This is a genomic window from Nostoc sp. PCC 9305 (assembly GCF_963920915.1).
GTDB lineage: Bacteria > Cyanobacteriota > Cyanobacteriia > Cyanobacteriales > Nostocaceae > Nostoc.
In genome coordinates, this window is record NZ_CAWUDN010000069.1 from 1 (window position 1) to 13,408 (window position 13,408).

Annotated in this window: 12 protein-coding genes; 5 read left to right on the forward strand and 7 right to left on the reverse strand. The window is 41.0% G+C overall.

What is annotated here, in order from left to right; translation table 11 throughout:
* Positions 1-47: 47 nt before the first annotated feature.
* From ACM0OX_RS23150 to ACM0OX_RS23170, 5 genes are all read right to left on the reverse strand, one after another.
* On the reverse strand, positions 48-407 hold the full coding sequence (locus tag ACM0OX_RS23150) for a hypothetical protein (protein ID WP_414517336.1): 360 nt from the start codon (positions 405-407) through the stop codon (positions 48-50).
* Between the two features lie 212 nt (positions 408-619).
* Positions 620-2,680: a ribonuclease catalytic domain-containing protein gene (locus ACM0OX_RS23155; protein WP_414517337.1), complete on the reverse strand. Its 2,061-nt coding sequence runs from the start codon at positions 2,678-2,680 to the stop codon at positions 620-622.
* A 112-nt stretch (positions 2,681-2,792) separates the two neighbouring features.
* Positions 2,793-3,008 carry a 30S ribosomal protein S18 gene (rpsR, locus tag ACM0OX_RS23160; protein WP_012411240.1) on the reverse strand — a complete coding sequence of 72 codons (216 nt, stop codon included), beginning with the start codon at positions 3,006-3,008 and terminating at the stop codon, positions 2,793-2,795.
* A gap of 2 nt (positions 3,009-3,010) precedes the next feature.
* Positions 3,011-3,205 carry a 50S ribosomal protein L33 gene (rpmG, locus tag ACM0OX_RS23165; RefSeq protein WP_069069844.1) on the reverse strand — a complete coding sequence of 65 codons (195 nt, stop codon included), beginning with the start codon at positions 3,203-3,205 and terminating at the stop codon, positions 3,011-3,013.
* Positions 3,206-3,248: 43 nt separating this feature from the next.
* Positions 3,249-3,806, reverse strand: coding sequence for an RDD family protein (locus ACM0OX_RS23170; protein ID WP_414517338.1), 558 nt, complete (start codon positions 3,804-3,806; stop codon positions 3,249-3,251).
* A gap of 309 nt (positions 3,807-4,115) precedes the next feature.
* On the opposite strand from ACM0OX_RS23170, the gene ACM0OX_RS23175 reads away from it, so the two are divergent.
* The 3 genes from ACM0OX_RS23175 to glp all read left to right on the forward strand — a co-directional run bounded on the left by ACM0OX_RS23175 (position 4,116) and on the right by glp (position 6,725).
* Positions 4,116-4,790 (forward strand): PEP-CTERM sorting domain-containing protein, encoded by a 675-nt coding sequence (locus ACM0OX_RS23175; protein WP_414517339.1) that lies wholly within the window; start codon positions 4,116-4,118, stop codon positions 4,788-4,790.
* A gap of 39 nt (positions 4,791-4,829) precedes the next feature.
* Entirely contained in the window at positions 4,830-5,294 is a 465-nt protein-coding gene (locus ACM0OX_RS23180; RefSeq protein ID WP_414517340.1) for a hypothetical protein, read from the forward strand.
* Between the two features lie 165 nt (positions 5,295-5,459).
* On the forward strand, positions 5,460-6,725 hold the full coding sequence (glp, locus tag ACM0OX_RS23185; protein ID WP_414517341.1) for a gephyrin-like molybdotransferase Glp: 1,266 nt from the start codon (positions 5,460-5,462) through the stop codon (positions 6,723-6,725).
* A gap of 233 nt (positions 6,726-6,958) precedes the next feature.
* On the opposite strand, the gene ACM0OX_RS23190 is transcribed toward glp, so the two are convergent.
* A complete protein-coding gene (locus ACM0OX_RS23190) occupies positions 6,959-8,191 on the reverse strand; it encodes a cysteine desulfurase-like protein (protein WP_414517342.1) in 1,233 nt (410 codons plus the stop codon).
* A 614-nt stretch (positions 8,192-8,805) separates the two neighbouring features.
* On the opposite strand from ACM0OX_RS23190, the gene ACM0OX_RS23195 reads away from it, so the two are divergent.
* Positions 8,806-9,027, forward strand: coding sequence for a DUF4327 family protein (locus ACM0OX_RS23195; RefSeq protein WP_414517343.1), 222 nt, complete (start codon positions 8,806-8,808; stop codon positions 9,025-9,027).
* Positions 9,028-9,717: 690 nt separating this feature from the next.
* On the opposite strand, the gene ACM0OX_RS23200 is transcribed toward ACM0OX_RS23195, so the two are convergent.
* Entirely contained in the window at positions 9,718-9,969 is a 252-nt protein-coding gene (locus tag ACM0OX_RS23200; RefSeq protein WP_289795690.1) for a hypothetical protein, read from the reverse strand.
* 475 nt (positions 9,970-10,444) lie between these two features.
* On the opposite strand from ACM0OX_RS23200, the gene ACM0OX_RS23205 reads away from it, so the two are divergent.
* Entirely contained in the window at positions 10,445-13,291 is a 2,847-nt protein-coding gene (locus ACM0OX_RS23205) for a PAS domain S-box protein (RefSeq protein ID WP_414517344.1), read from the forward strand.
* The last annotated feature ends 117 nt before the right edge of the window (positions 13,292-13,408 follow it).

The following is a 13,408-nucleotide window of genomic DNA, read 5'->3' on the forward strand; positions in this document are numbered from 1 at the left end:
TCAGTAAAATTGCTCTTTCCTATTGTACTGGACTAGACTAATAACCGCTATAATACTTCTTCTTTGCTTAATTTAGACTGATTTTTCAGATTTACCGGAGTATAAGTGTGAATTCTACCTTTTATCGCTGGTTTAATTGCTTCAGCAAGAGTGATTATTTCATTTGAATTGGAACTAGCTAGCCCACAAATAGTAGAATTTTTAATTATTTTAGAAATATTAAAGACTTCATCAAAATCTTTTTGAGAACTTGCTGGATAACCAACTTCAATAATATCTACTCCCATTTCTTCGAGCAATTGAGAGATAGTAATTTTTTGTTGTAAATTCATCTTTACACCAGGCGTCAATTCTCCATCACGCATGGTGGTATCAAAAATAATTACTTTGTGATTATTTTCTGACATATTGGCTAGAGATAGCGATCGCTTACATCAAATACAATCTTAAGGAATATCCTCACTTAAGAAAACTATCTCTACTCTAAATCCCGATAAACACTTACAATGCGTACAACTTACTTTTTCCAGATATTGTGAAAAGTCAGAAAGTTTTTGGAGTAAGTTGAAAATAATTCGTAATATCAATTACGAATTACGAACTACGAATTACGAATTAGTTAATTCGCCGCTGTTTGGGCTTCTTGATAAATTATTTCTTGGAACTGGATCATATCTTTTTGTGGATCGGCGTGGCTCACTTTCACTACTATCTGTTCGCCCAAGTTCACGGAACGTTTGAAAGCCATTGGCAACTGCAAGCCCAAATCTTCTAACAAAATTAGAGCTAAGTTGCTGTCTTCTCGCAGCCACATCAACACTGTTACATCCCAAGTTTCTTCTGGATGACGGCGTAAATACTCTAGAGCATAATATCTATTAGTTTGTCGTTCCACCATCGTCACTTCTTGGGTGATACTGGTGACAGTCATCATCACTTCTTTAAGTTGATCTGCGGAAAATGGCAGAACTTCACCCCGCAAATGAGCTTTAATTTGAAAATGGGTGAGTAAGTCACTGTAGCGGCGGATGGGAGAGGTTGCTTGAGTGTAAGTATCCAAGCCCAAACCAGCATGACGCAAAGGCGTAATGCTCATTTCACTCTTGGGCATACAACGACGCATGGCGCAAGCGCGAACGAATCCAGCTGGAAGTAGAAGCAATTCCTCATCTGGAGGTAATTCTGGTTGCGGTTGACCGCGAAAAGGCAAAGGGATGTTATGAGTTTTACCATAACGAGCCGCAACTTCACCGGCAACAATCATCATTTCTGCTACCAGTTGCCGCGATGGGGAATCGTCCAAAATATCAATGTGGATCTCCTCACCTTTGACTTTGATTGTTGCTTCGGGCATGGTGATGCTAATTGCCCCTTGAGCGTAACGCCAAGCTCTGCGCCGCTGTGCCCAAATAGCGATCGCAGCTATTTCTGGTTCTGCTTGTACCCGCAATTGCAGCATTTCATCTACATCTTCGTAGGTAAGGCGATAAGTCGGCTTAATAAAGCTGGTATGAATGCTATAATCTTCCACTCCCCCAGTTGTACCCAAAATAATTCCAAAACTTAGGGCGCAACAAACCTTTCCCTGGATCAGACTCATTGGCCCAGTTGCCAACACTTCTGGAAACATGGGAATCATTCCCGTCGGTAAATAGACTGTACTACCGCGCTTTCTGGCTTCCAAATCTAATTCATCTTCCGGTACTAACCATCTAGTGGGATCGGCGATATGCACCCAAAGGCGTTCCCGTCCATCAGGCAATACTTCCCAACTTAGACCATCGTCGATCTCTGTGGTAGTTTCATCATCAATGGTGTAAACCTTCAGGTGAGTCAGATCAAGGCGGCTTGTATCTGAGTCAATCGGCGGGAAATCCAAACGCTGTTGCGCCACTTCTAATACCTTATGAGGAAATTGAATCGGAATTGAAGAACGACGCAGGAACAAGTTTTCATAAGGACTCCAGCAACCCAAATCTACTAATAGTTGAAAAGCCCCTTGGGGTGTTGTGGGCCGTCCCAGCATGGTCATAGTTTCTAATACTGGAGCGCTGGGCGGATAAGCACGAGCTAAGGAGTCATAATTAACCCCCGTCCGCACCGTGTCAGCTATCAGCGCTGCGTATTTTTCTAGTCCTTCTAAGCGCTGGCGATCGTGGCGCTGCCACTCTACTGCTTCACCTTTGAGCGCCTGCTCTACACGAGTTAAAAATTCCTGCTGTCCTTTAGCTTTTAGTGCCTCTACTTCCAGTTGGTGCTTGCGTTCTGCCACTTGAGCAGCAGTTCTCGGCTCGTAAGCGTCTCCTTTTTGCTTGAAATAAAGTTTGTCGTCTGATAACAAGCAATAGGCGGCGTAACGAGGAGGCGCGGCTGATTCTGAAAATAGCAGATTCGCCATTTGGTCTGGGGTAACTGTTTCCCCATCTTCAACCAGTAATTCCCAAGCCACTTCTAAACTAGATGGGTCTAAATAAGGCTCGATCTGCTCCAAAAAGCTGGCAATTTCAGAAGCCTTGTAAGTCTGTCCGGTAACTGTATAGGTTATTTGTCTAGGCGCGAGGCTGTGGGATTGACCACGTTCGTCTACCACAAACCAGCGGGTTTTACCGTCTGGACGTTCTACGATGCCCAGACGGCGATCGCCTTGAACCCTAAATTCAACTAGCGTCCCCTTCTCCACAACTCTCGCACTCTAATTTGGTGAACAGTTTAAATAGTTTTAAGTTAGGAGTTAGGAGTTAGGAGTTTTGGTTCTTAACTCATCACTCATCACTCATAACTCATCACTCTTTTTAGCCTTCCGCATTGATAAATGGCAACAGAGCCACAATCCGCGAACGTTTAATTGCTAATGTCAACTCTCGCTGTTGCTGAGACGTAAGTCCGGTAATCCGACGTGGCAGTATCTTTCCCCGCTCGGTGACAAACTTACGCAATAAATCAACATCTTTATAATCGATTGGTTCTCCTGGCTTGATCGGAGACAGGCGACGACGGAAATAACTCATCTCTACTTAATTTCCTTGTGAACGGTATGTTTGTTGCAGTGGGTGCAGAACTTTTTCAGTTCTAGCCTGTTGGTGGTGTTGCGACGATTCTTAGTACTGGTATAACGGTTAACACCAGCAGAACGTTTATCTGGATTTGTCCGGCACTCAGTACACTCTAGTGTGATAATAATGCGGGCACCTTTACTCTTAGCCATAATCTTACAAACAGTGAAGCCTGAAGAGAATAAACACAAATGACTATCTTCTCACATTCCGCCGCATATTTTCAACTAATCTTTTAATTTTTATATCGAGCGAGTAGCCACGACGCGACGAAACGATGAAAGTTCCACAATAGCGATCGTGTAAAGCCTGCCGCATCTGGGTATCAGAGAAGGCAGTCCCGCAATCAATTGCTAGGGGAATTACTAGCAGTATAGCAGTCGGATTGGCTCTAATATTGCTCAGGGCAATTGACACTAATAAAGCACCCAAGCCAATAATCGCCTCTCGCTTCACCAGTGAGAGCAAATCGGGAATTCTGCCCACTACTTCCCCATCTTCGACTTCCAACACCTTTAAATCGAACGCCCAACGCCCTAAACTTTGGCCTTGATTGTTGTATACCACCACTACCCGCAAAAACAGCCAAAGTATTACAAAAACTAAGATTTCAACAAATTGAATCCCGATATCGCTGCCTCCCAGTAGGGAACTGACTAACCAGACACCAAGGAAATCAAGTCCCAATGCCATACCTCGGCGTCCAATCTCAGCCTTGGGATAGTGTTTTTGGGGAAGTCGTTCGATACTCATACAAAATAGGTATTTTTATTTAGGGGTTGGGAAATAGCGATCGCTCCTGTTTTTAATATTAAGATGATGACTTGGCTAGTTGCTGCGCTGTAAAGGAACAAAAACCAGCCAACAAAAATTTGTACCCCTGCCAACTGCACGACTTAAAAATAGGATCAAGCAACTACACACTTTTTATACTCTGTTAGTACTTGGTTGGCATCTCATAGAGCAGCTACTACACGTCATGGATGCAACATACAGTAGGGTTGTACATCTATATTGTATTGTTGTAGAAACTTCATTTTAATTTATTTGGAAGTTGTATCTATGACACATCTGTTTACCAAAACAGCTATTAGTCTGGTGACGACTACTACTTTAGCGTTAGCGATCGCCATAACCACCAACAACCTAGCTCATGCTGCTGAGTTCAACTTTAATTGGAAAGGAAATACTGGTTATTCAGCTAAAGGTTCATTTAACTACGATACAACAACTGCTCCCAGCGTCATTTCTGAAAATGGTTTGGGAGCTACGAAAAACTTGCAATCTCTCTCAATTTCTTTCTTCGATCCTTTGAGTAATCTCATCAATAGTTTCACTCCAGTGCTTAATAGCGTATCTAACTACGGCTTTTTGAGATTCAACTTTGATAGTACTACCGAGCAAATCTTTGGCCCTTTTGATGTTGGCAAAGATGATGAGTTTCCCGGCGACGCATGGCTTAATAATAATCTCGCACTCATAGATGAAGGTTTTAGTGATGAGGTTCTAGCTAAAGAATTTGGTTTTAACAATAGAGATACAGTAGGCACAAAGCAAATCCTAGATTTAAGCAACAATTCGGTTCAGGTATCCAAAGTCCCCGAGGGAAGCATAATTATCGGTTTACTAACAGTGTGTAGTTTGGGGTTTAGCCTCAAGCAGAAATCAATCCAAAATCCAAAATCTAAAATTGGTCAGTGTTACTTTACAGGGATAAAAGAAAAGTTTAACTCTTAGAGGATGTTTGAAAAGTATTAGGCGACTTCCAGTCGCCCAGTGAGTAATATATTAGACTTTTCAAACAACCTCTTAAGAAGTTTCTATGGAACAGGACTTACGCAAAATCATGAAAAAACGAACCACAGAGGGCGCAGAGGACACGGAGAAATAAGAGTTTCAGAAAGCTCTTGCGTAAGTCCTATGGAAAAAATAATTCATCCTATTAAATACCGAATTATCGAACGTAAAATTACCCCAGAAAAATCTTATTGGCATTTTCTTAAAGGTAAAACCTTTTATAACCCACTGAATCTACCAAATGAGAGTGATATAGAATTCATGTTCGGTACAACTAAAAAGAAAGTTGTGATTGAATTATTTCGGATTAATGGCGGGAAGGTAGGATACTATTTGGTAAACTTACTAGAGAAAAAATACTACTACTGTGGTCAAGACTGGGCAAGTATCAAAGTAAAGCTAAGAGAATTAGGTATTGGTAGAGATGAGCCAAATTACTCTTAACGTAAGCGTTTAGGGGTATAGAAAAGACAAAAAACAACCTCCAAAATCAAGCAATAAAATTAAGCAGCTTTCAAAAAATCAGAATCATTAGAACAAAATGCTCTGTTGATTGAGTCCTCAGTGTTATTTTACAGGGATAAAGAATAAAAGTCGGAGGCGATCGCTATGTTATCAGTCAGCGATGCAGAAGCAATTATTTTAAATTTGGTGCAGCCGTTGGATCGTCAACGGGATACAGAAGTTGTAGATTTATTGACAGCAGATAGTCGCATTTTGGCAACACCTGTCACCAGTCCGCTAGATTTTCCCCATTGGGATAATTCGGCAATGGACGGCTACGCAGTTCGCTACGAAGATGTACAGCACTCTAACGCCGAACAACCAGCTATTTTAGAAATTGTTGAAGAGATTCCGGCTGGGTATCAGCCCAAGTCTACGATTCAACTAGGGCAAGCCGCACGAATTTTCACGGGTGCGGTAATCCCAGCAGGTGCGGATACTGTAGTCATGCAAGAGAAGACACGCCGCGAGGAAAACCGCCTGTTTATACTGGATGCGCCAAAACCGCAAGAATTTGTCAGACACAAAGCATCTTTCTATCAAGCTGGAACACAACTACTACCAGCAGGAATTAAGTTAAATGCCTCAGAAATTGCGGTATTGGCAGCAGCACAGTGTCCGCAATTAAGTGTTTATCGCCGTCCGCGTGTGGCAATTTTTTCCACTGGTGATGAGCTGGTGATAGTCGATCGACCGTTGCAACCAGGGCAAATTGTGGACTCTAATCAGTATGCGCTGGCAGCTTTGGTAAGACAAAGTGGCGCAGAACCGTTAATTTTAGGCATTGTGAAAGACGATCCAGTTGCTTTGGAGAAAGTTATTGCCCACGCCATTGCGATCGCTGATATAGTTCTCTCTTCTGGTGGCGTCTCAGTGGGAGATTATGACTATATTGACAAAATTCTAGAGTCACTAAAAGCAAAAATCCACATTCGGGCTGTGGAAATTAGTCCAGGAAAACCCCTGACTGTCGCCACTTTCCCCAGTACAGACGCGATGAATCGCGTCTCTACAAACTCCCCACTTTATTTTGGTTTACCAGGCAACCCTGCTGCTGTGTTGGTAACATTTTGGCGGTTTGTGCTACCAGCAATCAAGAAACTTTCGGGAATTACTGAAGGTTGGGAACCAAGATTTTTGAAAGTGCGATCGCATGATGAATTGCGATCGAACGGCAAACGTGAAACTTACCTTTGGGGTAAATTGCATTTAATTGATGGTGTTTATGAATTTCACAAAGCTGGAGGTAGTCACAGTTCTGGCAATTTAATTAATTTAGCTCAAACCAATGCCTTAGCTGTTCTACCAGTGGGTAAAACGTTAATTTCGCCACAAGAAGAAGTGCAAGTTTTACAGCTTTGTAATTCGTAATTCGTAATTCGTAATTCGTAATTAAAAACAGTTGCATAAAGGGATTTAGACACTGTGTGAAATAAAAGCACGTATAGACGAGCGCGTAGTATCTTTGTAGGAGAGGAAGAATTCAACTTCAATTGCTTGGCTTTAAGACAGATAGGGAGAGCAGGAGATGAAAAAAGGTTTAACCCAAGCATCTTGAATTAAACCTAATAATTACGAATTACGAATTACGAATTACGAATTAGTTAAAATGTCTGCTCAAAAGCCTCAATCAAGCTGTTAACTTCTTCAAGGGTGTTGTAATGCACCATACTCACCCGGACTATTCCACCTTGGGACGCTAACCCCAGGTATTCAATGAGCCGTTTGGCATAAAAGTCCCCATAACGAATCCCAATATAATGTTGGTCAACTTTTGCGGGAATAGTTGAGCTATTTATTCCATCAACGACAAAAGATATAGTTGGTACACGGAATTTCCGGTCAGCCTTTGCTTGACCAATCACTCGCACATTCGGCTTACTGTTGAGGTAATTTAAGAGGCGATCGCTAATATGTTCTTCATGTATGCTAATTAAATCAAACGCTTGCATCATTTGATTTCTCAAATCAGGTGCGGTTTCATTTCCGTAGTGCAATTGTGCTAATTCACTTAAATAATCACATAAACCTAACATTCCATAACTTAATTCAAAATTGACATTCCCTAACTGAAATTTATAAGGTATATCTGTTTGTTCAATAAAATAATGGTTAAGACCAGGCAATCTTAATAAATGTTCTTCTTTGCCATAAAGTAGAGCATGGTGCGGCCCATAGACTTTATAAAAACTCAAAGTATAAAAATCAACATCTAAATCTTGGACATCAACTAATCTGTGAGGTGCATAAGCTACACCATCTACACAAATCATAGCGTTGCGATCGTGTACAAATGCAGCAATTTCTTTGATTGGATTGATGGTTCCCAGAACATTAGAAGCATGAGTCAAGGCTACCAGTTTTGTGCGCTGACTCATCAATGGTTCTAAATCTGCTAAATGAAGTTCTAAAGTATCTGGGCGAACTTTCCACACTTTAACCTTCATTCCTTGTTTTTCAAGAGCGACCCAAGCACCAATATTGGCCTCATGGTCACAATTAGTAACAATCACCTCATCACCAGGTGTAAAGGTTTGACCCAGACATATTGAAAGAACTTTCAACATCATTGTAGTAGATGGCCCCATGACTACTTCTTTATAAGAATTAGCATTAATGAAAGTAGCCATTCTCCTAGTTGCTAAAGCCAATCGTTCTCCAGCCAGTTGAGAGGTTCCATAAGAAGCTCCTAATTGGACATCTGAGCTGAGGAGAAATTCGCTAATTCTATCTACTACTTTTTTCAAGGTTTGTGACCCACCGGCATTATCAAAAAAAGTCCACTCACCAGCTAGAGCCGGAAAATATTGACGAACTTTATCAAGATTCAGGAGCATAATATAAGTTTTCTAGAGAATGTTCTTTACCCTAGCCTACCTTCTGACAAGTCGCCCAGAGAACATCTATCATTCTCTTTTGATGTTTGCAGCTTGTTGTCCTAACCTTATTGCTCTAGACATTTGGTGAAAAAGAATGTAGAAAGATGTAGCGATGCTATGTCTCTACAAGGGTTCTAGATCGTGCATATTATTTAATTTCTGGATATGTCTTCTACAAGAAACTATCTAAAGAGGGTATACTTAAATCCATAAAGAGTATTTTACTATTTGTAACTATACAAGTTACACCTTTCCCCCACCCGCACCCCACTTGCTTTCATAGCGGAAAGTCTAAGAGCAAACAAGTCAGTCGGGCTGACCAACGTAGTGGCAACACTTACAAAGGGGAAAGTGATCGATTATTTCTGTATCTCATGTTGGCGTAGCCTCTGTCTCCGACACGCTGTTGGCGTTCGTAGAGAAGTTGAAATCTCTTGTATTTAACTTCCAGCAACTATTAATGTCTTGATTCTTCACAATTCTCGCCAATTTTATTTGATAAGTTTAAGGGAGAGTCAAAGCAACTATTGTTTTGAGTCTTAATTCCTTGATTGAAAATAAAGGAACGACTTATGAATACTACGGTTAAATATGACATCAAGGTTATTCAGGAAGAAGCGCTTCAACTTGTTAAAAAGAGACTTGTTAACCGTCAGCAGCCAATTTATACCCTCTGTAAATATATTCCTCATCGTGACTGGGTTAATTTTGAACTTGAGTTAGAAAAAAATGAATTTCTACTCAGAGATAGAATTATCGATTTACTGAATCATGAATATTGGGAAAATGATTGAGGCTGTATAAAGCTAAACCACTATTAGCTGCATCCCAATACAATCAAAATTAAAAATTCATTTTTCAACATTAAAAACTCTCGAATTAATCGAGGGCTATAAGCAAGAGATTATTAAAGTAAGCAATAAATCTTGATGGATGGCTGAGATGCTTGAAAAGATAAGAGAAGCATCGCTAGCGTAGCAACAATTCTCTGTTAAGAAAGTTGGCGCATTCAAAACAAACTGTGTAAAGAAAAGTAAACAAGGTTCAAACCCTTTTTCTCCCTTCTTTATTCCAACGATAATTATTGAACACCGAGCTACTAGTCTGTCAAATTCATTTTGACGGTTAGAGAGACGCGATAAATCGCCGTCTCTAGAAGGAATTTATCCATCAATTATTTATTGACATGACTACTACGGTGTACATACAAGTTTTTTAGAGTTGCCCTACAAACTTACCATTGTCCTCTGGTTCCCCTACTCTCTATGGGAATGGTCAATTAGAGGTTGCTACCTCAAGTCAGATATAGCCTAACCTCAGAAGCAACCTCACCTCTTTGGCTGTAGGTTTGAGAAAGTTTTCTGTCTTCTTTTTCTAGCTGTATCAGTTAGTACCTGATACTTTGGCTAAAGTCTCACATTCTTGAGCAATTGATTACTGAAATTAAGAAAAATCATTATACTAAATGATTTCAGTAAATTGGATTACGTAGATAACTCTTCTAGCCCAATCCATTCGGTAATCGATTGCCATTGGCTTGCGTAAACAATAGTACTCCTACGTTTTTCTTGTTGAGGCTTTCTAGGTAGTTTACCCATGACAACATCAGCGAATGAACTGGATTCGTTCCAATCATAGATAGGCATTTCCTGCCAGCAGTGGCGACAAAACCAGTAAGTCTCTGCACCACGTATATGTTCTAAAAGTAAGCTTGAGCAGCAAGGGCAGTAATTCATATTTTTCTCAAATCCTGTTCATAAAAGTGTTATTGCAATTCAGGGCAGCTACTTGAGAAGCCCGTAAATATTTAAAACAAACTGTCTATATTTTGACTATAGTCTTTAAATATAAGGAACTTGTGAGGATAGTTAAAATACTTAATAAATTAGCAAAACTTATACATATTTATTAAGTAATACTTTCAGGCTGATTGAGCGGTTTTTTCACAAAATCCTCAAATTATATTCAGATAAATTCCAGGAAGCTCACTATAATTGACAAATTAACCATAAAATTCAACGAGCAACTACTTAAATTAGCTAGCTTAGATCATGTTATTAATTATTCTCTACGATCGATTAGCCCTGATAGTTTTTTAGTCGAAGCTATTGTCTCGATCGGTCAGAAAATATTCAGCCAATTGAGATAGAGCAAGTCCACAGCCAAAGTCAAAATAATTTAAAATTATGGGTTGAGGCACAATCGGCTTAAATGATGCAAGTTAATCAGGAACTTCAGCAAGCCCTCGAAGAACTCCAGGTTGTGAAAGAAAAACTGCACCAAGCTTACGAGGAGTTAGAACAACGAGTAACGGAACGGACAGCAGAACTTGTGATGTCTAACGTCCTGTTGCAACAAGAAATTATTGAACGTGAAAGCGCAGAAGCTGCATTACGGCAGAGCGAAAACCTTTATCGCCAACTTGTGGAAAGCCAAAATGATGTAATTATTCGCATTGATTTGCAGGGGCAGATTACCTTTGCCAATGTGGCAGCTTGTCAAACCTTCGGCTGGAAACAAGATGAGTTTCGTGGTCAGCCATTTTTCCAGTTTCTTCATCCAGATGACTTGCCTCAAGTGATGGAAAGTATCATAGCTTTAGGATCTTCATCTTATCCCTTGACTAATTGTGAGCGATGTGCATTTACAGTCAACGGTATCCGCTACTTTCAATGGAATGCGATCGCAATTCATAATGACAAAGAAGAGGTTGTTGAAATACAACTGGTAGGCAGAGATATTACCGAACAGCGAGCCGCGCTACACGACCGCCAACTTGCCGAAGCAGCATTACACCAAAGTGAGGAGAAATTCCGCACTTTTTCCGAAAACACCCACGCCACGATCTGGATTGCTAGCGCAGATTCATTCTACCCTTTGTACATTAGTCCTGCTTATGAGAAGATTTGGGGTCGATCTTCCCAAGGTCTATTTGAGCAGCCAACATTTTGGGTAGACACAGTTCATCCAGACGATCGCGATCGCGCCACCCAATCAATCGAGCAACTGCTTAGTGGCAGTCAATCCATTTCAGCAGAATATCGGATTTTGCGACCTGACGGATCGATCCGTTGGATTTGGAATCGGGGTTTTGCTGTCTATGATGACCAAGGACAAGTTAACTACTATGGTGGCATTGCTGAAGATATCACCGAGCGCAAGCTGGCTGAAGAGTCACTGCGGGAAAGTGAAGCGCGATTGAGTTTAGCGACCGAAGCCGTCCAAATAGGGATATGGGATCGGAACCTGATTACCAATACTTGTGTTTGGTCTGCCAATATGGGGCTACTTTATGGTCTGCCGAGCAATATCTTGTGTCCAACTGTTGAAGACTATTTCAATTTAATTCATCCAGCAGACCGCGAATCTGTAGCTGCGACTATAGCTCGCATGATTGAGGAAGGAAAGGGATCTATAGAGTATCGAATTATCTGGCCCGACGGCAGCCTACACTGGTTAAACTGCAAAGGTCAGGTCTACTATAACGAAATCGGTCAGCCGATCCGGATCATCGGTACAAATAGGGATATCACCGAGCGCAAGCTGGCGGAACAAAAAATTTCCGAACAAGCCGCCCTACTTGATATCGCTACCGACGCCATATTAGTTCGAGATTTCCAGTCTCAAATCTTATTCTGGAATAAAGGTGCAGAACGGATCTATGGTTGGCTTTCTACAGAGGTTATTGGCAAAGACCTCCACGATATTTTATACCCAGCCGGAATTCAGCAGCAATTGCAAGAACCACTAAAAAGCGTAATTGAGAGTGGCTCGTGGCAAGGTGAGTTACATAAAGTTACAAAATCCGGTCAGAAAATTATTGTGGAAAGCCGTTGGACATTGATGCGCGATTCTGCCGGAGATCCCAAATCCATCCTGACTGTTGACACTGACATCACCCAAAAGAAACAACTCGAAGAGCAGTTTTTTCGCACCCAGCGATTGGAAAGCCTTGGTACCCTTGCAGGTGGTATTGCCCACGACTTGAACAATATATTGACACCAATTTTGGCAGCTGCTCAATTATTACAGGGGAAATTTTTCCAAGACGGAGAGCTTTCTGGGCAATTGCTGACACTGATAGAAAGCAACGCCAAACGCGGAGCAGCTTTAGTGAAGCAAGTCTTATCCTTTGCACGGGGATGTAAAGGAGAGCCGACAATTATTCAAGTCCAGTATCTGATTTCAGAAATTATCCAAATTGCTAAACAGACATTTCCCAAATCTATTGAATTTTCCACCGTTATCCCAGAAGATATTTGCGCGATCGCTGGGGATACTACACAACTACATCAAGTGTTAATGAATCTGTTAGTAAATGCCCGCGATGCCTTACCAGATGGTGGCAATATCAATATTTCTGTGGAAAATAAGTTTATTGATGAAGCTTATACCAGAATGAATCTTGATGCCAAGGTTGGGCATTATATTGTGATTACCGTTGCCGATAACGGAATTGGGATACCGCCAGAAATATTAGATAGAATTTTTGAGCCATTTTTCACCACAAAAGAAGTCAACAAAGGTACGGGACTCGGACTTTCAACAGTGTTGGGCATCATTAGAAGCCATGACGGTTTTATTAAAGTATCTAGCAATGTTGGTAGAGGCAGCAAATTTGACCTGTTTATACCAGCTGTAGAAGCAACCCCAGTATTCAAGATAGAAGACCTGGATTTGCTCCCAGGAGAGGGAGAATTTATTTTAGTTGTAGATGATGAAGCCCAAATTCGAGAGATCGCCACAATCATCCTAGAAAACCATAACTATCAGATACTCACTGCCAGTAACGGCATTGAGGCGATCGCACTTTACGCCCAACACAAGCATCAAATCAATGCTGTGTTGATGGATCTAATGATGCCAGAAATGGATGGAATTACCGCTATTCGCACCTTGCGAAAAATGAACAACCAGCTTCAAATTATTGCCTGTAGCGGGCTGAACTCTATAGAAGTGTTTGCTCAAGCTGCTGATGTTAATGTGCAAGTAGTTTTATCAAAACCCTATACGGCCAGAGAATTATTGAACAGTTTACACCATCTATTTAGAGGATAGTAAAGATAAGGGGATAAGGGAGTAAGTTTTTCCCTCTGCCTCTTGTGCCTAATCCCTCACAAGATCCTCAAATTTTTTTCTTAAATTTAGGTGTGGATAACATTGGCAAAATGGGGT

What these genes read in the sequence shown, in the direction of transcription:
- rpmG (WP_069069844.1), bottom strand. Translation starts at nt 3,205, where the DNA reads ATGGCTAAGAGTAAAGGTGCCCGCATTATTATCACACTAGAGTGTACT.
- ACM0OX_RS23205 (WP_414517344.1), top strand. Translation starts at nt 10,445, where the DNA reads ATGATGCAAGTTAATCAGGAACTTCAGCAAGCCCTCGAAGAACTCCAG.
- glp (WP_414517341.1), top strand. Translation starts at nt 5,460, where the DNA reads ATGTTATCAGTCAGCGATGCAGAAGCAATTATTTTAAATTTGGTGCAG.
- rpsR (WP_012411240.1), bottom strand. Translation starts at nt 3,008, where the DNA reads ATGAGTTATTTCCGTCGTCGCCTGTCTCCGATCAAGCCAGGAGAACCA.
- ACM0OX_RS23150 (WP_414517336.1), bottom strand. Translation starts at nt 407, where the DNA reads ATGTCAGAAAATAATCACAAAGTAATTATTTTTGATACCACCATGCGT.
- ACM0OX_RS23170 (WP_414517338.1), bottom strand. Translation starts at nt 3,806, where the DNA reads ATGAGTATCGAACGACTTCCCCAAAAACACTATCCCAAGGCTGAGATT.
- ACM0OX_RS23175 (WP_414517339.1), top strand. Translation starts at nt 4,116, where the DNA reads ATGACACATCTGTTTACCAAAACAGCTATTAGTCTGGTGACGACTACT.
- ACM0OX_RS23200 (WP_289795690.1), bottom strand. Translation starts at nt 9,969, where the DNA reads ATGAATTACTGCCCTTGCTGCTCAAGCTTACTTTTAGAACATATACGT.
- ACM0OX_RS23195 (WP_414517343.1), top strand. Translation starts at nt 8,806, where the DNA reads ATGAATACTACGGTTAAATATGACATCAAGGTTATTCAGGAAGAAGCG.
- ACM0OX_RS23190 (WP_414517342.1), bottom strand. Translation starts at nt 8,191, where the DNA reads ATGCTCCTGAATCTTGATAAAGTTCGTCAATATTTTCCGGCTCTAGCT.